The following is an 18,004-nucleotide window of genomic DNA, read 5'->3' as shown; positions in this document are numbered from 1 at the left end:
CTCCTTACTTACCCAAGCAGAAACTCGAGAAGATCTCATCCAAAAGGTCTTCTACACCGATTCTGCCAACCAAGGTTTCAAGTGCACGGATCGCCGTGCGCAATTCTTCTGCTGCGATATCATACAAGTCTGGACCCGATTCCAGAACCGCCATAGCAGAACTCAGGGATTCCCGCGATTTGATCAAGGCAACCCGGTGCCTTTCCCGCGTCGCAATACCACTGCTTGTAGTTCGGGTACTAAGTACATCCGAAATCTGGGAAATGAGTTGATCAATACCCAGCCCGGTTTTTCCGGATATTCCACCTTCGGATGGATCTCGAAGATCAGATTTCGGCAAAACCTGTATATCGCCATTCATAATCTGAACACCCAGGTCCTTCGGGTCATCTGTCAGGAACACACGCAAATCAGCTGAATCGGCGCGCTTTCTTGCCAGTTCGATTCCCAAGCTTTCGACGTGGTCCTCAGTTTCCCGCAATCCTGCGGTGTCCAGCAATGTGACCGGAAGTCCTGCAAGATCCATTCGAACCTCGATTACATCGCGAGTAGTTCCAGCATATTCCGAAGTAATCGCCGCCTCTCGCCCTGCCAGAGCATTTAGCAAGGTTGATTTTCCGGCATTCGGAAGACCAACAATCGCGACTTCAAACCCTGTTCGAATGCGCTCTGCAATCTGTACGCTATCTGCTTCACGTTGCAGATCAGCCATGACACCCGTCACAAGGGATTTTACCTCGGGTGTAACGTCTGTTGGGACGTCCTCATCCGCGAAATCAATGACGGCTTCCAGCAAGGATGCAGCACGGATCAGATCGCGTCGCCACCGTTCCGCCAATACACCCAAATCACCAGCCAGAATAGTTTGCGCTTGTTTGCGCTGCGCCTCGGTTTCCGCATCAATCAGATCAGCAAGACCTTCGACCTGTGTCAGGTCCATCTTGCCGTTTTCCAGCGCGCGTCGGGTGAACTCACCTGGCTCCGCCAGCCGCAGCCCGTCCATATCGGAAAGGCACCGCATCACTGCGTTAACCGAAGCGGTGCTACCATGGATCTGCAGTTCAGCCACGTCTTCGCCGGTAAAACTGGCCGGCACCTGAAAGGTTAGAACCAGCCCGTCATCCAACCTTGCGCCATCCGCGGCATATAACGACCGGACCCGCATACCACGAGGCGGCAGCGGGCTTCCGGTTAAGCTGGCAGCTGCGGAATGCGCGTGTGGTCCCGACAGGCGGATGACCGCCACCCCGGCTTTGCCTTGCGCGCTGGCCAAGGCGAATATCGTATCCATTCGAAGGCCTCGCGTCGTTTAAGACCTATGTCAGGTGTTCATCGAATCGAAGAACTCACCGTTCGTCTTGGTCTGTTTCAGCTTGGACAACAGGAACTCGACCGCGTCGGTTGTGCCCATCGGGTTAAGGATACGACGCAAGACGAATGTCTTGGCCAGATCGCCCTTGTCGACCAGCAGATCCTCTTTCCGGGTGCCTGACTTGAGGATGTCGATGGCCGGGAACACGCGCTTATCTGCGATCTTGCGATCCAGAACGATTTCCGAGTTACCGGTGCCTTTGAATTCTTCGAAGATAACTTCGTCCATCCGACTGCCGGTGTCGATCAGCGCGGTGGCGATGATAGTCAGCGAGCCACCCTCTTCGATATTCCGCGCGGCACCAAAGAACCGCTTGGGCCGTTGCAGAGCATTCGCGTCCACACCACCGGTCAGAACTTTACCCGATGATGGCACCACAGTGTTGAAGGCCCTACCAAGTCTTGTGATCGAGTCGAGAAGAATAACAACATCTCGTTTATGTTCGACCAAACGCTTGGCTTTTTCGATCACCATCTCAGACACAGCCACGTGGCGCGTTGCAGGTTCGTCGAAGGTTGAAGACACAACTTCACCCTTCACCGAACGCTGCATGTCGGTCACCTCTTCGGGGCGTTCGTCGATCAGCAGAACGATCAGATAGCACTCTGGGTGGTTCTGTTCGATCGAATGCGCGATGTTCTGCAGGATCACTGTTTTACCGGTCCGCGGCGGCGCCACAATCAGCGATCGCTGGCCTTTACCGATCGGGGCCACCAGATCGATCACACGCGCCGACTTGTCCTTGATGGTGGGATCCTCGATCTCCATCTTCAGGCGTTCATCGGGATAGAGCGGCGTCAGGTTGTCAAACGCGATCTTGTGTCTGGCTTTTTCCGGTTCTTCAAAGTTGATCTTGGTGACCTTGATAAGCGCAAAGTAACGCTCATTGTCATCAGGCGCTTTGATATCCCCTTCGACCGTATCACCGGTGCGCAAGGAATGCTGGCGGATCATGTCGGGTGAGACATAGATATCATCCGGACCTGGCAAATAGTTCGCCTCGGGCGAGCGCAGAAAGCCAAAGCCGTCTTGCAGCACTTCCAGCACGCCGTCGCCGCCAACGGTCCAGCCTTCATCCGCGCGTTCGCGCAGAATCTGGAACATCATCTCGCCTTTTCGCATGGTCGAGGCGTTTTCGATCTCCAGCTCTTCGGCCATCGCCAGAAGGTCTTTGGGGCTTTTGGCCTTCAGGTCGGCCAGATTCAGGGATTCAGTGGACATGATATATACCTTCGCCGCTGACATTGCGGCACGAAGTGGAATTTCAGTACGGAAGATACGCCGCCCGGACGGGCGTGTTGATCCCTACATAAGCGCAGTGATCGTAGGAGTCAAACAGGCCCTCAAAACTTCACAACGACCGCCAGAACGATGATAACCATCAGAACGGTCGGAACCTCGTTCATCATGCGAAACTGCCGCCCAGTGAGCTTATTTCGGCCTTCCAGGAAATCCTTACGCCTCGCCATCAACCAATGATGGAACCAGGTCATGCCAATTACGGCAGCACCCTTGATCCAGGGCCAGGACCAATCCCACCCGACAATGCCGGGCGTGAACACCATGATCAAACCGCAGAGCCATGCTACATACATCGCGGGTCGCATGATCACACGCAGCAGCTTCTCTTCCATCTCAAAGAAGATGGTTTCTGCGCCTTCGACCTTTTGGGCTTTCTCAACGTGATAGACGTATAGTCTGGGCAAATAGAACAAACCTGCCATCCATGAGATCACAGCCATGATGTGCAATGACTTCACCCACGGGTAAATCGTGAAAAGAAGATCGGTCATTCTGACTCCGGACGTTGGTTGGAACCCTCCCTAATAAAAAATTATGAAAAGAAAAAGGATGATGGTTTTGTAGGGTGAGTAAATTCCGTGGATTACTTTTTTACGCATGTGTTTTCCCCAGGTGGATAGAATTGTGCCGCGAATAGGTGATTCTGTTGATTTCAGTTTTTATGATTTAAAATCAGTAGGATAGACAGAATTCATCCAAGCTTGTCTGGGGATAACTCGTTGGGTAAGACAGGAAATCCCAGTTTTCCCACGCTGCAAAGTTATCCTTGTCCCAAAAGGACGATCTTCGAACGACTCATGGAAGTTTCAGGCGAAATTCCCGGGGTTGCGTGTCAACCGGAAAACCATACAAACCATCCTAGAACGCTCAACGATTTGCTCAGGGGTTTTCCACATGTCTGTCCCCATCATCCTTGCCTCGGGGTCATCTATCCGCGCGCAGCTTTTGCGCAATGCGGGCGTGCCGTTCACGGTGGAAACCGCGCGCGTGGATGAGGATACTGCCAAACGCGCCTTGTTGGCCGAAGACGCGCCCCCTCGGGATATCGCAGACACTTTGGCCGAAATGAAGGCCCGCAAGGTTAGCGACAAGAACCCAGGTTCGATGGTTCTGGGTTGTGATCAGGTGCTGGACTTCGATGGCCAGCTTTTGTCGAAACCAGAAACGCCCCAAGACGCGCTGGCACAGTTGAAGGCAATGCGGGGAAAGCGGCATATGCTGTTGTCCGCGGCCGTGATCTATCAGAATGGCGAGCCGATCTGGCGCCATGTTGGTCAAGTGCGTCTGCGCATGCGGATGAGTTCGGATGCCTATCTACGCGACTACATAGACCGCAACTGGGACAGTATTCGCCATGCGGTCGGGGCTTATAAGCTTGAGGAAGAAGGTGTGCGCCTTTTCGCGACCATTGACGGCGACTATTTTAATGTTTTGGGTATGCCCCTGTTGGAGTTGCTGGATTTTCTGGCTGTTAAAGGGGTGATTGATCAATGACGGATAACCAAATTCCATTGGCCGGCGTAATTGGGCATCCGATTGGACATTCAAAATCCCCTAAACTGCATGGACATTGGCTAAAGACTTATGGGCTGCCCGGGCACTATGTCCCTATGGACGTCGCACCCGAGGATTTGGAGAGTGTTCTGCGGACCCTGCCCAAAGCCGGGTTTGTCGGCGCAAATGTAACCGTCCCCCATAAAGAAGCCGCCTTGCAGATTGCGGATCACGTGTCAGATCGGGCGGCAAAGATTGGTGCGGCGAATACACTTGTTTTTCAGCCTGATGGCTCGATCCATGCAGATAACACCGACGGTTACGGATTTATGGAAAATCTGCTTGCAGGGGCGCCCGACTGGAACCCGCAGGACGGGCCAGCCGTGGTTTTTGGCGCGGGCGGGGCTGCGCGCGCCGTTTTGCAGGCCCTGGTAGAGGCCGGTGTGCCCGAGATTATGCTGACCAACCGCACGCGTGCCCGGGCCGACCAATTGAAAGAAGAATTTGGACCGCGCATAACCGTGGTTGATTGGGTCAAGGCCGGCAATGTGATCGAGAATGCGGAGCTGGTGGTGAACACCACATCGCTGGGTATGCAGGGACAGCCCGAATTGCGTGTGCCGCTGGATGGGTTGCAGCCGGGCTCTGTGGTTACTGATCTTGTCTACGTCCCTCTGAAAACCAGGCTTCTGCAAGCGGCCGAAGAGGCCGGGTGCACAACCGTCGACGGTCTGGGCATGTTGTTGCACCAGGCGGTTCCAGGTTTTGAGCGTTGGTTTGGCAAACGGCCCGAGGTAACGGATGAGTTGCGCGCCACGGTGCTGGGATGAGCTTTGCTCTTGGCCTGACAGGCTCGATCGGAATGGGCAAAAGCACCACGGCGCAAATGTTCGTGGACGAAGGCTGTGCGCTGTGGGATGCGGATGCAGCTGTGCATCGACTGTATTCAGCGGGCGGCGCAGCGGTAGAGCCGATGCGTGATGCGTTTCCTGAGGCAATTGTTGATGGCTCGGTCAGTCGGGATGCCTTGAAACAAGCCATATCCTTGGATCCGGCGGCATTGAAAGTGATCGAAAGCATCGTGCACCCTTTGGTGGCCACCGACCGGGCGGGTTTTCGGGATAGCGCCACGGCGGACATTCTGGTTTTCGACATCCCCTTGTTGTTTGAAACAGGCGGCAATGCGGCGATGGATGCGGTTGCTTGTGTTCAGGTCCCGGCGGACGAGCAAAAGCGACGTGTGATAGAGCGCGGAACGATGACTGAGGCGCAGTTCGAACAGATCCGCGCCAAGCAGATGCCTAATGACGAAAAATGCGCGCGGTCGGACTTTGTGATCGTGACGGACACACTGGACCACGCCCGCGCACAGGTGCAGGATGTGGTGAGACAGATACGGGCGGGGATAGCTAATGCGTGAGATTGTACTCGATACCGAAACCACGGGATTTGATCCCGAAAGCGGTGACCGGATCGTAGAAATCGGCGCGGTCGAACTGTGGAACCATATGGCCACGGGTGAGACGTATCACGTCTACATCAACCCCGAGCGTTCGATGCCCGAAGAGGCATTTGGTGTGCACGGTATCGGTCCCGACCTGCTGGACACTCCGCGCCCCCCGGAAAAGGGTGAGGTCACGCTGAAAGACAAGCCGGTTTTTGCCAAGGTTGGTCAGGGCTTCCTTGATTTCATTCAGGATTCCAAACTGGTAATCCACAACGCATCCTTCGATATGAAGTTCCTGAATGCGGAACTCAGATGGATGGGGTTGCCGCAGCTGCCGATGGATCAGGCGCTGGACACATTGGCGATTGCGCGCAAACGGTTTCCCGGCTCACCCGCGTCTCTGGATGCATTGTGCCGTCGGTTCAACATCGACAATACGAACCGGGTGCTGCACGGGGCGCTGCTCGACTCGGAAATTCTGGCCGAGGTTTACCTGGAACTGATTGGCGGGCGACAGCCAGACTTTGGCCTGTCCACCAGCGCGGCTACTGCCGGTGGCGGAGGGAGCGATTGGCGGCCAACATCGCGCCCGACGCCGCTGGCGTCGAAAATCACCGCGGAAGAACGCGCGGCACATGAAACATTTGTGGAGAAGCTGGGCGAAAACGCCCTGTGGACCCGCGCCTGAGCCCCTGCCCGGCGCGGGTCGTACCGATTAGGCTTCGGTTTTTTCGGTTTCGGCCTGACGGCGCATCAGCTCGTTGCGGTACAGCGCAACAAAGTCGATATTGTCCAGGTTGACCGGCGGGAAACCACCGTCACGGGTGATGTCGCTGACAATGCGGCGCAGGAACGGGAACAGCATGCGCGGGCATTCGATCATCAGGAATGGGTGCAACTGGTCTTCTGCCACGCCTTCGATGTGGAACAGGCCGCAATAATCAAGTTCGCACAGGAACAGAACGTCTTCCATGCCCTTAGCTTTGGAGGTCAGGTTCAGTTTGACGGCAACTTCGTACTGATGCTCGGTCGGGCGCTTTTTGGCGTCCAGGTTCACCTGAACGGCAATCTCGGGCTGAACGTCACCAGACACGCCTTTTTGCGCCATCACGTTTTCAAAAGACATATCGCGAATGAACTGTCCCAGAACGCGCATCTGGATCTGAGGGGCGGTCTGTGCCGCGGTGTTTTCTGCAGGGCTTTCGTCAGCCATGGATCTACTCCGAAAATGAAATTTGCCACTGCTTAGCAAGTTGGGCGCGGCACCTCAATGCTGGGGTGGACCTTCGACCCATTTGGATGGCTTTGAGGGGTTCTGACGCGGGCGAACCTCAGTAAAATCTCCGTCGATCACGTCATCCTGATCAAACTGGGTGGGACCAGTGCGGAACTGTGCGCCGGTGCCCATCTGGAAATGCGTGATGGTCGCCTTGGATTTCAGGTATTTGAATACGGCCACTCGAATACCCGGAACAAGCAGTGCAAAGCCAACGGCATCGGTGAAAAATCCCGGCGTCAGCAGCAAAACACCAGACAGCAAGATCATCGCGCCATGGGCCAAAGGCTCGGTCGGGTCATCCAGTTCAGAAAAGGATCGCTGCAAATTGACCAGTGCCATGCGACCTTGTGTCCTGACCATAAAGGTGCCGATAACGGCCGTCAGAACGACGATCGCCAGCGTAGGCCACAGGCCAATCAGGCCGCCGACCTGTATGAACAGGGCGATCTCGATGATCGGCACCAACAAAAATGCCAAGAACAGGTACATCTGCGTTATCCTTTCCCTTAGGCCGGGCTGTGGACTTGCCACGATCTGTCACCTACATAGTGGCATGAGGCCGCGTATACAAAGTCGCGGTCTGAAAAGAGGATGAAATGAACGAACCGATGATCCAGTTGCTGGTCCTGGCCGGAATTGCCGTTTTCCTGATCCTGCGCCTGAAAAGCGTGCTGGGTACACGTGAGGGTTTTGAGAAACCCCCTGTTCAACAGCAACCCGAGGCGGACAAGTCGCGTCGCGGCTTCGAGGTGATCGAAGGCGGGCCGGATCATGACATCACAGACCATGTCGCCGAAGACAGCGAACAGGCGAAAACGCTGGCCGCGATGAAGAGGGTCGAGCCCGAATTCTCTGTTGGTGAATTCGTGCAGGGTGCCCGCGGAGCCTATGAGATGATCGTCATGGGGTTCGAAAAGGGCAATCTGGATGAAATCCAGCCCTTCCTGTCCGAAGAGGTGTTTGACACATTCGTTTCAGTTGTGGCGGCCCGTGAAGATCAGGGCCTGACCATCGAGGCCGAATTTATCGGCGTGCGTGAAACCGCGCTGGCGGATGCGACCTTCGACAAAGACACAAACCAGGCGGAAATCACCATGCGGTTTGTGGGTGAACTGACCTCGGTCGTACGCGATCGTGGCGGTGATATCATCGAAGGCAACCCAAACACTGTAAAACGCCAAAAGGACAGCTGGACCTTTGCCCGTGTCATGGGCGCTGATGATCCAAACTGGCTGCTTGTTGCCACGGACGCATGATTGGCGCGCTCCGGTCGCTATTTCTGGTGGCAGTTATGACCACTGCCGCCAGCGCTGAACCGACGCGATCAATTCTTTCTTTTGACGAACTGGATGGATGGGCTGCCGACGATCACGGGGCGGCCCTTTCGGTATTTCTGAACACTTGCGGTGATTTGAACGATCCGGATTGGCAGGCATTGTGCCGCGTCGCCCAAACCTACGACGCAGATGCGGCGCGCTCGTTTTTTGAGCTGTTCTTTCGTCCGGTTCTGGTCGAGGACGGAGAAGAGGCCCTGTTCACCGGCTATTTTGAACCTGAACTGGACGGGTCCAAAACCCGGACTGACCGGTTCAAATATCCGATTTACAAAATGCCGCCAGAGGCGCGGGCCGAAGGGCTTTGGCTCAGCCGCCGTGAAATCCTGACGGGCGACGCGATGCAGGGCCGCGGCCTTGAGATCGCCTGGGTGGATGACCCGGTTGAGCTGTTCTTTCTGCAAATTCAGGGCTCGGGGCGTGTGCGCCTTCCAGACGGCAGTGCCTTGCGCGTCGGCTATGGCGGTGCAAACGGTCACCCCTATCGTTCCATCGGGACTGAGCTGATTCGTCAGGGTGCGCTGGGTGCGCATGAGGTTAGCGCTCAGATGATCCGCGCATGGGTCCGTAAAAATCCCGAAGCTGGGGCCGAGTTGCTGTTTCACAACCCTTCTTACGTGTTCTTCCGCGAGGTCTCGCGCGTTGCGCCCGAGCTTGGGCCGTTGGGTGCCATGAACCGGTCGGTCACAACGATGCGCAGTATTGCAGCTGATCCGGCTCATACGCCGCTAGGTGCCCCTGTTTGGGTGGAAAAGGACGGCAAGACCCCGTTGCGAAGGTTGATGATTGCTCAGGACACCGGTGCAGCCATCAAAGGGGCGCAGCGCGCGGATATCTTCTTTGGCACAGGGGACGAGGCGGGAAAGGCCGCTGGGCGCCTCAGGGATCCGGGGCGGATGGTGTTGCTGCTGCCGATCCAGCGGGCCTATGCACTGTTACCGGATGAATTCTGATGTCCCGACGCAAATTGACGGCAGACGAGGTCGAGCTGTGGCGCAAGGTCGCCAAACAGGCTGAGCGGCTGCATCCCGAAATTCCACAATCGGTCCACCCGGTCACGCTGCCCAAACCCAAGCCGAACAAACCCCCAAAACCCCGGTTTGAGGCATTCGAGGTCGGACAAAACGCGCCCGGTAAACCCGTGCGAAATGCGTTAAAGCCCTCGATCAGTGAAAATTTGCGTACCAGCCCGGTGCAAATGGACACCAAGGCATTTGGCCGTATGAAACGCGGCAAGATCAAGCCTGAAGGGAAACTGGACCTGCATGGCATGCGCATGGACACCGCGTATCCGGCGCTGACCCGGTTTATTCTGACGGCCCAGGCGTCAGGTAAGCGCCTTGTTCTGATTGTTACCGGAAAGGGCAAGGACAGGGATGAACCCGGCCCAATCCCAACTCCACGCGGCGTATTGCGCAATCAGGTGCCCCAATGGTTGGCCTTGCCGCCGCTTGCACAGGCGGTTCTGCAGGTGACCCCGGCCCATATCAGCCACGGTGGCGACGGGGCCTATTACGTCTATCTGCGCCGGACGCGTTAAAGCGAGCGCATAGCGCGCGTAATTCCGATTTTAGCCGACAGGCATACAAGAATGAAAACACCGCCGATCCACAGGAACTGCGTGCTCAGCGGTATTCCGGCGTCGATCAATATCCCGGTAAGGCCGGGGCCGATTGCTGATCCCAAAACCATAACTGCTGTGGCCATCGCCTTGATCGCCCCAATGTGCCTGGTGCCGTAGAATTCAGCCCAAAAGGCGCTTGGTAGCGTGTTGTTTGCTCCAACCGTCAGGCCCAGAAAGATCATTGCAATCAGGGCCCCGCCGATCGAGTTTGTCATTCCTGCGATCACAAAACCAATTGCGATCGGGATTTGGTAAAAAGGCATCAGCCTCGCGGTGCCCCATTTGTCCAGCGCCCAGCCGGCCGCAAACATCCCAATCAAGGATACGCCGGTGAAAACCGGAAACAGGGCGACCAGTTCGATATGCTGCCAGCCCTTGACTTGGGCAAGATGCACCTGATGGAAGAAAAACGCGGTGATAAAGGCCGATGGGGCCAGTATAGTCGGGGCCATGAACCAGAACAGAGGGTGAAACAACGCGTCTTTCCGGGTCCAATGGCGGCCCTGCATCCCTGTCGCTGAATAGGCATCCGCCAGGCTCTGCGGCGTGCGCTCTTGACGCAAAAGCCGTGTCAGAACGGGTATCCCCATCAGGACGACCGCTGCGGACAACACCCACAGCCACCGCCAATCCAGAAAGGCCATCGCAGCCACAAATGCCAGCGGCAGCAGTGCTTCACCAATCGCGTAGCCGACGGATGCAATCGACAGGGCTTTGCCACGTGTAACGATGAACCATCGCGCCATGGCGACCTGTGCCAGATGGACACTCATCCCCTGCCCGAACAGGCGCAACAAAAAGACCACCAGCGGCAACAGGACAAGCCAGCTGTTCACAGCCATGGCAACTGCCGCCACGGCCAGACCGGCCAGAACGGCGGGCCCCAATACGCGGACGCGGAAAACATCTGTCAGCCCGCCAGCCCAGATCATAACGATGGCCGAAACGGTGGTGCCCAAAGAGTAAAGACCGCCCCACGCGCCGTGCCCAAGACCAAATTCCGCGCGAATGTTTCCAGCGAAGATCGAGATGAAGAAGGTCTGCCCAAAGCTGGACAGAAAGGTCAGCAAAACCCCCGCGCCCAACCAGGTCGCGTTGTCCCGAAAATATTGACGCAAGCTAAACTGCGTCACGGGGTAGTGACCTGAGCCTGCCCTGTTTCTGTCAGAACGATTTCAGTGGCACCGTCTGGATTACGCTCGCTGGGCGGAACCAGTATATCGATGCCGGGCCTGTCTTCGCGTCCGAACGTGTTATTGACGCGTCGCAACGAACTGAGAATTGACAAGAGTGCTGGAGAAGTGGCGGCAACGAAATGCGAAGACTCGGCGTCTTTGTTGAACGCAGTTGTATCAATCACGTTTATCGGGAACTCTTCGAGTGTTTCCAGCGAACTGATCCTGCCCAATCTCTCGCCCTCATCCGTTCCGCGAAGGCGAGCGGAGATATTCAAAATTTTGTCTTTTTGCGAAACCATAACCAGGAAAGGATCTGGTGGGTTCTTAATACGCTTCATCTGCGACCGAAACACGTCGACATCCAGATCAGGGGAAATCAAGATGACCCCTTCGATGTTCCTGTTGGCCCAGCCCGGTTCTTGTAGTTCAGCCTGTCGCATCATTTCCATTGACAGGGCACCACCCATTGAATGCGCGACCAGAATAATGCGTTTGACACCCATTGATTTCAGGTCACGGATCGTCTGCTCCAACCCGTCTCGTGCGAACAACATACTGTCGAGATCGTAGGCATATCCATACCCTGTCGCGCGGCTAGGCCAGGAGTAAACCAGCGTGGAGCCGGGAAGACCAATGTCATGGGTCAGCTGGGCCGCGCGGAAAATCGTCTCGGTTTGGGTCGAATTGTAGCCGTGTACAAAAATCGTAACATCGTCTTCGCCGCGCAAATGTTCGCGTAAACCCTTTGGCCCGCCCAGTTCGGTTACATTTGTAAGAACAAATTCTTTTTTCGGGTTCGGATTCGCATATGAGAATTTCAATGTTCCCGGTGTGTGTGATGGCGGGATCGACACTGTCGTTTCCAAAAACTTCAGCGCTTCCCCACGCTTGAATCCATAAGTTCCGTCTGCTTCACGCGCTCGCGTCGTGGCTGCGAATATCTTTTCAGGCGTTCCGACAGTTACGGCCGATGGAACAATCTCGGTTACTGTCCGATCGACACAGGCACTTAGCGGCAGGGACGTAATCAGAATTATTAAATAGCGCAGCACTAGTCAGCCCTCTGGGTGAATTGCGACTACGCTATCTCATTCTGGCCCGGCGTCCAGCGGCGCAGGGCGGAATAAACGGCAAAAACCGGCTGGCGATGTTACAAAACGTAACGGCTGAGGTCAGTGGATTTGGTCAATTCGCCCAGATTGTCGTCCACGAATTGGGCATCAACCGTGATCGAGATTCCGGCCTGATCGGGCGCGGTAAAGGACAGTTCTTCGAACACGCGCTCCATCACCGTGTACAAACGACGCGCACCGATGTTTTCGACGCTTTGGTTCACATCAGCTGCGATACGCGCAAGGGCCGCGATTCCGTCATCGGTAAAGCTGACCGTGACCTCTTCGGTGCCCATCAAAGCGGTGTATTGACGGGTCAGGGCGTTGTCGGTTTCGGTCAGGATGCGCACGAAGTCTTCTTCGGTCAGTGCGCGCAATTCCACGCGGATCGGTAGGCGGCCCTGCAGTTCCGGCAGCAGGTCCGACGGTTTGGCGATATGGAACGCACCCGACGCGATGAACAGGATATGGTCGGTTTTGACCGGGCCGTGCTTGGTGGATACTGTCGTGCCTTCGATCAAAGGCAACAGGTCGCGCTGTACGCCTTCGCGGCTGACATCGCCGCCCCGCGCGTCAGTGCGGGCGCAGACCTTGTCGATCTCATCCAGGAACACGATGCCGTTCTGTTCAACGGATTCCAGCGCGATGCGGTTAACGATCTCATCATCCAGCAGCTTGTCGGCCTCTTCCCCGATCAGCGCTTCATAGCTTTCCGAGACGGTCATTTTGCGTTTCACGGTACGCCCGCCAAAGGCCTTGCCGAAGATATCGCCCAGATTCATCATCCCCATCTGGCTACCGGGCTGGCCGGGAATGTCGAACATAGGCATCGGGTTCGACGAGTCGGACAGCTCCAGCTCGATCTCCGTATCATCCAGCTCGCCCGCTTTCAGCTTTTTGCGGAACATCTCGCGCGTGCCTTCGCGGGCATCGGTGCCTGCAATGGCCTCGATCACGCGGTCTTCGGCGGCTTGATGCGCCTTGGCTTTGACATCCTCGCGCATATATTCGCGGGTTTGCAGGATCGCTGCGTCCGCCAGATCGCGCACGATCTGTTCCACGTCACGACCGACATAACCCACTTCCGTAAACTTGGTGGCTTCGACCTTGATAAAGGGCGCGCGTGCCAGTTTCGCCAGGCGGCGGCTGATTTCGGTTTTGCCGACACCGGTGGGGCCGATCATCAGGATGTTTTTCGGATAGACCTCGTCCCGGATGTCGTCGGCCAACTGCTTGCGCCGCCAGCGGTTGCGAAGCGCAACGGCCACGGCCCGTTTGGCATCCTTTTGCCCGATGATGAAACGGTCCAGTTCCGAGACGATTTCGCGCGGGGTCAGGTCGGTCATGTGAGTTCTATCCAATTGTTTCGCACCGGAACCTAATCATAAGCCACAAAAACACAAGCTGATCACGAAAAACTCACGCCAACACACGGTCTGCACACGGAAAATCGTGGTGATGTGAATCGCCAGACAGAAAATAGCTGCGCATAGTCTGCCGCGACGGGCAAGTTCGCCTGCACTTTGAAATGGAGACCCACATCATGATGACTCGTCGTTCGCTCTTTTTGAATGCCGCTGCAACGGGCGCCGCTCTGACTCTGGCCAGTGCCAATGTCGCCGCCGCCGGCGGAGCCAAGAAAAAGGGCACATTCGAAGGCCGCTCGAAACATATCACCACCGGTTCGGTCAAAGTGGTCAAAGACGGTGAGCGCTATATTGTTGAGCTGGGTGATGACTTTTCGCTGGATAACGGTCCGGACCCGCGCGTGGCCTTCGGCAAGGATGGCACCTATGACCCGAACTCGAAACTGGGCGCGCTGCTGAACCTGAAAGGCAAGCAGTCTTATGCGGTACCGCCGACCATGGATATCTCGGGCTATAACGAAGTTTACATCTGGTGTGACGTTGCCGGCGTTCCGCTGGGCGTTGCAGCGCTTTCGTAACCCAACGACGAATTGCGCCCGGAGGCCGGTAAATTACCGGCCTCTGACAAGGCGTTAGGTGCCATTGCGCCTGTCTGTTACACTCACCTTAAGGAACTAGTTCCAAGGTGTGTATCATGACGAAGATTGCCAAGATTACGTTGTTGTTCGTGGTATTTGTAGATCTGATCGGACAAGGGCTGGTCTTTCCCATCATCAACTCTTTGATCATGGAAACAAAATCCGGGTTCCTGCCGGAAAGCACATCTATGGGCCAGCGCCATTTCTACTATGGGTTGGTGATCGGGTGTTTCTTTCTGTCGTGGTTTTTGGGTGTGGTCTATGTCTCGAAAGTGTCGGACTCCATCGGGCGTAAGAATGCTTTGTTGGTGTGTTTAGGTGGGGCGCTGGCCGGTTATGCCATCACCATCACGGCACTTTACCTTAACAGTTTGCTTCTGCTGATCGTTGGTCGGTCGATCACCGGCTTTACGGCGGGTAATCAGCCCATTGCACAAGCGGGGATGATTGACGGCAGCACCGATGCCGCCGACCGCGACCGAAACATGGGGTATATCATCACCGGCGTCAGCTTTGGTCTGGTCGGCGGCCCGATTATCGGGGCTGTTCTGTCCGATGCAGCGATACTGGGCAGCTATGCCACGCTCAAGATGCCGTTCTACGGCGCGTTTGTTCTGGTGATGATCGCCATCTTCCTGGTGAGTTTTTTCTTCAAGGACACCCGCACCGAGCGCGCGGCATTTGTCTTTCGCCCACGCGATATCACCGACAGTCTGATCGCGGTACGTGAACACCCGTTGGTTCTGAAAATCCTGCCCGTCTATGCGCTGTTCATGATTGCCAATGTCACGTTCTACGTATTCGTCGATAATTTCCTGACCAGTGCATGGGGCTACGGCGTCATCGGTGGCAGCATGGCTATGGTGGTCATCGGTTTTGCCTTGGCGTTTTCCAGCACATTCCTCGTGAAACCAGCGCAAGAGAGGTTCAGCAAGCATTCCATCATCCATACCTCATTGGTGGTGATGGTGATCTGCGGCTTTGGCTTCGCCTTCAGCCCCAGCGGCGTACTGAGCTATGTTCCGGTCTTCTTCTTCTATTTCTTCTTTGGCGTCGCCTACCCGACCCTGCTAGGTCTGTTTTCGTCCAGCGTTGGCGAAGCGGATCAAGGTTGGGTCATGGGCGTTACGACGGCGGTCTTCTGTCTTGCCGGCGGTGTCATGTCCCTGGTCGGCGGCGGATTGATGAGTATCGACATCCGCCTGCCCTATTACATCGTCATAGCAACCGCCCTGCTTGGGCTGGTCGGTATGTACCGGCGTTGGAAGGGAAAAGAAATCTCGGCGCTGTTGGCCTAAGCTTCATAATGTAGAGCCATCAAGGCTGATCTTCTTCGAGCTCTTCTTCTTCCAGATTGCGCACGTCTTCCTTTAGCGGCGCTCTGTCAATCAGGACCCAACCCTCTTTTTTGGACTTCCTCAGGATCGTTCCGCGTGCACCAAGTTCAATCAACAGCGATCGGGTGTCATCCTCGGTGCAACCGATAGTGCGGCTGAGTCGTTCTAGAGATTTGAACTTGAATTTGGGGTCCAAGAGCATGGACTTCAGGAGCTCTTTACGAGGTTCCTTCCAGTCTTTTTGGTGTTTCCACGACCTATACTCTTCAAAAATGATCGGCCCCAATATCCCACCAATAACACCGCCGAATATTGCCGCCAGAACCTCGCTCATGATGTGATCGTTTCAACCGTCAGATTGCCATTGGTATAGACGCAGATGTCAGCGGCAATCGCCATAGCTTCACGCGCGACCTCTTCGGCGGGTTTATCGCTGCCCATCATCGCGCGTGCTGCGGCCAGGGCAAAGTTCCCGCCCGATCCGATGGCCGCCACGTTGTGTTCAGGCTCCAACACATCCCCAGCCCCAGTGATGACCAACAGGTCTTTGCCGTCCGTGACGATCAGCATCGCCTCAAGCTTTTGCAGATACTTGTCAGTGCGCCAGTCCTTGGCCAGCTCGACCGAGGCACGGGCCAGTTGACCGGGTGTCGCTTCCAGTTTCGCCTCAAGTCGTTCAAGCAGCGTAAATGCATCAGCGGTCGAACCGGCAAATCCGGCGACAACTTCAAACCCGCCCGGCGATAAGCGGCGCACTTTACGCGCGGTCCCCTTGATCACGGTCTGGCCCAGGCTGACCTGTCCGTCCCCGGCAATAACGACTTGCCCGCCTTTTTTGACACCAATGATCGTGGTCCCGTGCCATCCGGGAAAATCGCTGTCCGCCATGAAAGCCTCCGTGTTCTCAGTCGCTATATATGGGCCGGGCGCGGGATCGGCGCAACCCGTTGCACAACTGCCCAAAAGATATGCACAAAACGCAAACCGGGGTTACCAGACCAGCAATTGTGAGTCCCCGCCCGTGGGACTACATGAGGCTCACAACCGACAACGGGTCGGCTGTTTCAGATATAAGGACTGGGAACATGGCAACAACTGCAAACATCCATGCCCCACTCGGAGCAGCTACCATCCTGCACGTAGTGGAAGCATTCATCAATGTCTTCGAATCCGCTGTTGAGTGGAACGAAAGCCGCAAGACACGCAAGATCCTGTCGGGTCTGACCAGCGCACAGCTGGAAGACATCGGTCTGGCGCGCGCGGACATCGCAAAAATCTGATCCCGCAATCAGAACCAGAATTTGAAGCAGCCGCCCGGGTATCCGAGCGGCTTTTTCTTTGTCAGCTTTGCACGTATTTACCAGCCTGATCTGGCAAAAACGCCTCGATCGCGGCTGTGGCGATGACATGGCGCGTGCCAGCGGCGTCATCCACAACATCCAACCCACCCTTGACGGCCCGCACTTCGGCGCGGCCCCTTGGCAGGTCGGCGGCGACCTTGTCACAGTCAACCTTATCAGGTTGTTGAACGGCGATGGTCACCTGAACCCGCATCTCCGTGTGATCGATTCCAAGCTTGGAAAACAGCGTGATCGACGAATGATGCAGCGCGTCCTGCACGGCGCGACAGGCGGCTTTGGTGTAATCCTGACCGTACAGATCGTTGCCGGTGCCCATTTCCAGAATAATACGCTTCTCGGTCATTGGGCGGGCTCCATATCGAATGAGACGATGACCGCCGCATTGGCGATCACAGTGCGGCCGTCAGTATGGGGCTTTTCGATGTCCAGACCACCCTGCGTTACCGTGATGTTGGGTTGGCCGTACGGAAAGATCGCCTTCAGTGTATCGGTATCGACCTTGTCTGGCTGCTGCACACCCACTTCGGCGTCGATGATCATCGCCTCTTTCGGAAACCCGAACAGCTCGGCCATGTTCACCGAGTTATGCCACAGCGCATCCTTGATCGCCCGCAGGGCGGCCTCAGTGTAATCCTCGCGCCGCAGGGATGTGCCCATCCCGAATTCCACCAGAACCCGTGTTTTCGCCATTTGCTTTCCCTGTATTGATGGCCCAATTGAGCCAGTCACAAAAAAAGGGCGCCCGAATTCGGACGCCCTTGATCAATACCGATCACATCGGATCAGATGGATTCGTCGATCCAGCTTTGCAGTGCGGCTTTGGGGGCCGCACCGGCGCGGTTCGACACAACCTGACCGTCCTTGAAGATGAACAGAGCAGGAATGCCACGCACACCCATGGCGGCAGCGGCGTTCGGGTTGCTGTCCACGTCTACCTTGGCAATTTTGATTTTGCCGCCGTATTCGTTGGCCAGTTCTTCCAGAGCGGGGCCGATTTGTTTACAGGGGCCACACCATTCGGCCCAGAAATCCACCACAACGGGGACATCAGAGTTTTTGACTTCGGCGTCAAAGGTATCGTCGGTAACGGCAACGGTCGACATATTCTGTCTCCTGAATGGGGTATCTCGGGAACAGAACGTAGGGGCCGGGCAATCCA

Annotated in this window: 23 protein-coding genes; 10 read left to right on the top strand and 13 right to left on the bottom strand. The window is 56.1% G+C overall.

What is annotated here, in order from left to right:
- Positions 1–4: 4 nt before the first annotated feature.
- The 3 genes from mnmE to AC2FID_RS09485 form a co-directional block, all read right to left on the bottom strand.
- The gene (gene mnmE, locus AC2FID_RS09495; RefSeq protein ID WP_496836433.1) at positions 5–1,291 is read right to left on the bottom strand and encodes a tRNA uridine-5-carboxymethylaminomethyl(34) synthesis GTPase MnmE; all 1,287 of its coding nucleotides are present in this window, start codon (positions 1,289–1,291) and stop codon (positions 5–7) included.
- Positions 1,292–1,321: 30 nt separating this feature from the next.
- The gene (rho, locus tag AC2FID_RS09490) at positions 1,322–2,593 is read right to left on the bottom strand and encodes a transcription termination factor Rho (RefSeq protein ID WP_058275260.1); all 1,272 of its coding nucleotides are present in this window, start codon (positions 2,591–2,593) and stop codon (positions 1,322–1,324) included.
- A gap of 122 nt (positions 2,594–2,715) precedes the next feature.
- Entirely contained in the window at positions 2,716–3,165 is a 450-nt protein-coding gene (locus AC2FID_RS09485; protein ID WP_496721351.1) for a CopD family protein, read from the bottom strand.
- A gap of 403 nt (positions 3,166–3,568) precedes the next feature.
- Between AC2FID_RS09485 and AC2FID_RS09480 the strand changes: the two genes are divergently transcribed.
- From AC2FID_RS09480 to dnaQ, 4 genes are read left to right on the top strand one after another with little or no spacing between them, the layout of a single operon-like run.
- Positions 3,569–4,168, top strand: coding sequence for a Maf family protein (locus tag AC2FID_RS09480; protein ID WP_496836527.1), 600 nt, complete (start codon positions 3,569–3,571; stop codon positions 4,166–4,168).
- Complete coding sequence (locus AC2FID_RS09475) at positions 4,165–4,998, top strand: shikimate dehydrogenase (protein WP_496836526.1); 834 nt, start codon at positions 4,165–4,167, stop codon at positions 4,996–4,998. Before AC2FID_RS09480 ends, AC2FID_RS09475 begins: the two co-directional genes overlap by 4 nt.
- Positions 4,995–5,588: a dephospho-CoA kinase gene (coaE, locus tag AC2FID_RS09470; RefSeq protein ID WP_496836524.1), complete on the top strand. Its 594-nt coding sequence runs from the start codon at positions 4,995–4,997 to the stop codon at positions 5,586–5,588. Before AC2FID_RS09475 ends, coaE begins: the two co-directional genes overlap by 4 nt.
- Entirely contained in the window at positions 5,581–6,303 is a 723-nt protein-coding gene (dnaQ, locus tag AC2FID_RS09465) for a DNA polymerase III subunit epsilon (RefSeq protein ID WP_496836522.1), read from the top strand. Before coaE ends, dnaQ begins: the two co-directional genes overlap by 8 nt.
- Before the next feature lie 27 nt (positions 6,304–6,330).
- Here the strand turns inward: dnaQ and secB are convergent, their stop codons facing one another.
- Together secB and AC2FID_RS09455 are read right to left on the bottom strand one after the other, a co-directional pair.
- Positions 6,331–6,828 carry a protein-export chaperone SecB gene (secB, locus tag AC2FID_RS09460; protein ID WP_058275145.1) on the bottom strand — a complete coding sequence of 166 codons (498 nt, stop codon included), beginning with the start codon at positions 6,826–6,828 and terminating at the stop codon, positions 6,331–6,333.
- 54 nt (positions 6,829–6,882) lie between these two features.
- Positions 6,883–7,383, bottom strand: coding sequence for an FxsA family protein (locus AC2FID_RS09455; RefSeq protein WP_108860513.1), 501 nt, complete (start codon positions 7,381–7,383; stop codon positions 6,883–6,885).
- A gap of 107 nt (positions 7,384–7,490) precedes the next feature.
- Here AC2FID_RS09455 and AC2FID_RS09450 point away from each other — a divergent pair, with 107 nt between their 5' ends.
- Genes AC2FID_RS09450 through AC2FID_RS09440 form a run of 3 tightly spaced genes read left to right on the top strand, consistent with a single transcriptional unit; the run spans position 7,491 to position 9,768 of the window.
- Positions 7,491–8,150, top strand: coding sequence for a Tim44/TimA family putative adaptor protein (locus tag AC2FID_RS09450; protein WP_108860512.1), 660 nt, complete (start codon positions 7,491–7,493; stop codon positions 8,148–8,150).
- Positions 8,147–9,181 carry a murein transglycosylase A gene (gene mltA, locus AC2FID_RS09445; RefSeq protein ID WP_282153649.1) on the top strand — a complete coding sequence of 345 codons (1,035 nt, stop codon included), beginning with the start codon at positions 8,147–8,149 and terminating at the stop codon, positions 9,179–9,181. The genes AC2FID_RS09450 and mltA overlap by 4 nt, the downstream gene beginning before the upstream one ends.
- Positions 9,181–9,768, top strand: coding sequence for a Smr/MutS family protein (locus AC2FID_RS09440; RefSeq protein ID WP_282153650.1), 588 nt, complete (start codon positions 9,181–9,183; stop codon positions 9,766–9,768). The genes mltA and AC2FID_RS09440 overlap by 1 nt, the downstream gene beginning before the upstream one ends.
- Here AC2FID_RS09440 and AC2FID_RS09435 read toward each other — a convergent pair.
- The 3 genes from AC2FID_RS09435 to hslU form a co-directional block, all read right to left on the bottom strand.
- The gene (locus tag AC2FID_RS09435) at positions 9,765–10,985 is read right to left on the bottom strand and encodes an MFS transporter (protein ID WP_496836519.1); all 1,221 of its coding nucleotides are present in this window, start codon (positions 10,983–10,985) and stop codon (positions 9,765–9,767) included. The two genes, AC2FID_RS09440 and AC2FID_RS09435, sit on opposite strands and share 4 nt — an antisense overlap.
- Positions 10,982–12,082 carry an alpha/beta hydrolase gene (locus AC2FID_RS09430; protein ID WP_282170578.1) on the bottom strand — a complete coding sequence of 367 codons (1,101 nt, stop codon included), beginning with the start codon at positions 12,080–12,082 and terminating at the stop codon, positions 10,982–10,984. The genes AC2FID_RS09435 and AC2FID_RS09430 overlap by 4 nt, the downstream gene beginning before the upstream one ends.
- Before the next feature lie 98 nt (positions 12,083–12,180).
- Entirely contained in the window at positions 12,181–13,488 is a 1,308-nt protein-coding gene (gene hslU / locus AC2FID_RS09425; RefSeq protein ID WP_108860507.1) for an ATP-dependent protease ATPase subunit HslU, read from the bottom strand.
- Between the two features lie 197 nt (positions 13,489–13,685).
- Here hslU and AC2FID_RS09420 point away from each other — a divergent pair, with 197 nt between their 5' ends.
- A complete protein-coding gene (locus AC2FID_RS09420) occupies positions 13,686–14,087 on the top strand; it encodes a DM13 domain-containing protein (protein WP_058279372.1) in 402 nt (133 codons plus the stop codon).
- Positions 14,088–14,203: 116 nt separating this feature from the next.
- Positions 14,204–15,445, top strand: a complete 1,242-nt coding sequence (locus AC2FID_RS09415; protein ID WP_496836517.1) for an MFS transporter — start codon at positions 14,204–14,206, stop codon at positions 15,443–15,445.
- A gap of 19 nt (positions 15,446–15,464) precedes the next feature.
- On the opposite strand, the gene AC2FID_RS09410 is transcribed toward AC2FID_RS09415, so the two are convergent.
- Both AC2FID_RS09410 and hslV read right to left on the bottom strand, forming a co-directional pair.
- A complete protein-coding gene (locus AC2FID_RS09410; RefSeq protein WP_496755511.1) occupies positions 15,465–15,818 on the bottom strand; it encodes a hypothetical protein in 354 nt (117 codons plus the stop codon).
- The gene (hslV, locus tag AC2FID_RS09405) at positions 15,815–16,372 is read right to left on the bottom strand and encodes an ATP-dependent protease subunit HslV (protein ID WP_496836515.1); all 558 of its coding nucleotides are present in this window, start codon (positions 16,370–16,372) and stop codon (positions 15,815–15,817) included. The genes AC2FID_RS09410 and hslV overlap by 4 nt, the downstream gene beginning before the upstream one ends.
- 197 nt (positions 16,373–16,569) lie before the next feature.
- Here hslV and AC2FID_RS09400 point away from each other — a divergent pair, with 197 nt between their 5' ends.
- Positions 16,570–16,764 (top strand): DUF1127 domain-containing protein, encoded by a 195-nt coding sequence (locus tag AC2FID_RS09400; RefSeq protein ID WP_496836513.1) that lies wholly within the window; start codon positions 16,570–16,572, stop codon positions 16,762–16,764.
- Positions 16,765–16,825: 61 nt separating this feature from the next.
- Here AC2FID_RS09400 and AC2FID_RS09395 read toward each other — a convergent pair whose 3' ends face one another.
- From AC2FID_RS09395 to trxA, 3 genes are all read right to left on the bottom strand, one after another.
- Entirely contained in the window at positions 16,826–17,188 is a 363-nt protein-coding gene (locus AC2FID_RS09395) for a Lin0512 family protein (RefSeq protein WP_496836511.1), read from the bottom strand.
- Complete coding sequence (locus AC2FID_RS09390; RefSeq protein WP_496836509.1) at positions 17,185–17,535, bottom strand: Lin0512 family protein; 351 nt, start codon at positions 17,533–17,535, stop codon at positions 17,185–17,187. The genes AC2FID_RS09395 and AC2FID_RS09390 overlap by 4 nt, the downstream gene beginning before the upstream one ends.
- 92 nt (positions 17,536–17,627) lie before the next feature.
- Positions 17,628–17,948 carry a thioredoxin gene (gene trxA, locus AC2FID_RS09385; protein WP_058275159.1) on the bottom strand — a complete coding sequence of 107 codons (321 nt, stop codon included), beginning with the start codon at positions 17,946–17,948 and terminating at the stop codon, positions 17,628–17,630.
- Positions 17,949–18,004 lie beyond the last annotated feature (56 nt).

The sequence above is a fragment of the Ruegeria sp. CDSC068 genome (genome assembly GCF_059610545.1).
This window is presented reverse-complemented; position numbering and strand designations above follow the sequence as displayed.

What these genes read in the sequence shown, in the direction of transcription:
- secB (WP_058275145.1), bottom strand. Translation starts at nt 6,828, where the DNA reads ATGGCTGACGAAAGCCCTGCAGAAAACACCGCGGCACAGACCGCCCCT.
- AC2FID_RS09475 (WP_496836526.1), top strand. Translation starts at nt 4,165, where the DNA reads ATGACGGATAACCAAATTCCATTGGCCGGCGTAATTGGGCATCCGATT.
- AC2FID_RS09420 (WP_058279372.1), top strand. Translation starts at nt 13,686, where the DNA reads ATGATGACTCGTCGTTCGCTCTTTTTGAATGCCGCTGCAACGGGCGCC.
- dnaQ (WP_496836522.1), top strand. Translation starts at nt 5,581, where the DNA reads ATGCGTGAGATTGTACTCGATACCGAAACCACGGGATTTGATCCCGAA.
- AC2FID_RS09415 (WP_496836517.1), top strand. Translation starts at nt 14,204, where the DNA reads ATGACGAAGATTGCCAAGATTACGTTGTTGTTCGTGGTATTTGTAGAT.
- AC2FID_RS09395 (WP_496836511.1), bottom strand. Translation starts at nt 17,188, where the DNA reads ATGACCGAGAAGCGTATTATTCTGGAAATGGGCACCGGCAACGATCTG.
- AC2FID_RS09440 (WP_282153650.1), top strand. Translation starts at nt 9,181, where the DNA reads ATGTCCCGACGCAAATTGACGGCAGACGAGGTCGAGCTGTGGCGCAAG.
- mnmE (WP_496836433.1), bottom strand. Translation starts at nt 1,291, where the DNA reads ATGGATACGATATTCGCCTTGGCCAGCGCGCAAGGCAAAGCCGGGGTG.
- AC2FID_RS09455 (WP_108860513.1), bottom strand. Translation starts at nt 7,383, where the DNA reads ATGTACCTGTTCTTGGCATTTTTGTTGGTGCCGATCATCGAGATCGCC.
- coaE (WP_496836524.1), top strand. Translation starts at nt 4,995, where the DNA reads ATGAGCTTTGCTCTTGGCCTGACAGGCTCGATCGGAATGGGCAAAAGC.
- AC2FID_RS09390 (WP_496836509.1), bottom strand. Translation starts at nt 17,535, where the DNA reads ATGGCGAAAACACGGGTTCTGGTGGAATTCGGGATGGGCACATCCCTG.
- hslV (WP_496836515.1), bottom strand. Translation starts at nt 16,372, where the DNA reads ATGGCGGACAGCGATTTTCCCGGATGGCACGGGACCACGATCATTGGT.
- trxA (WP_058275159.1), bottom strand. Translation starts at nt 17,948, where the DNA reads ATGTCGACCGTTGCCGTTACCGACGATACCTTTGACGCCGAAGTCAAA.
- rho (WP_058275260.1), bottom strand. Translation starts at nt 2,593, where the DNA reads ATGTCCACTGAATCCCTGAATCTGGCCGACCTGAAGGCCAAAAGCCCC.
- AC2FID_RS09450 (WP_108860512.1), top strand. Translation starts at nt 7,491, where the DNA reads ATGAACGAACCGATGATCCAGTTGCTGGTCCTGGCCGGAATTGCCGTT.
- AC2FID_RS09480 (WP_496836527.1), top strand. Translation starts at nt 3,569, where the DNA reads ATGTCTGTCCCCATCATCCTTGCCTCGGGGTCATCTATCCGCGCGCAG.
- AC2FID_RS09410 (WP_496755511.1), bottom strand. Translation starts at nt 15,818, where the DNA reads ATGAGCGAGGTTCTGGCGGCAATATTCGGCGGTGTTATTGGTGGGATA.
- hslU (WP_108860507.1), bottom strand. Translation starts at nt 13,488, where the DNA reads ATGACCGACCTGACCCCGCGCGAAATCGTCTCGGAACTGGACCGTTTC.
- mltA (WP_282153649.1), top strand. Translation starts at nt 8,147, where the DNA reads ATGATTGGCGCGCTCCGGTCGCTATTTCTGGTGGCAGTTATGACCACT.
- AC2FID_RS09485 (WP_496721351.1), bottom strand. Translation starts at nt 3,165, where the DNA reads ATGACCGATCTTCTTTTCACGATTTACCCGTGGGTGAAGTCATTGCAC.
- AC2FID_RS09400 (WP_496836513.1), top strand. Translation starts at nt 16,570, where the DNA reads ATGGCAACAACTGCAAACATCCATGCCCCACTCGGAGCAGCTACCATC.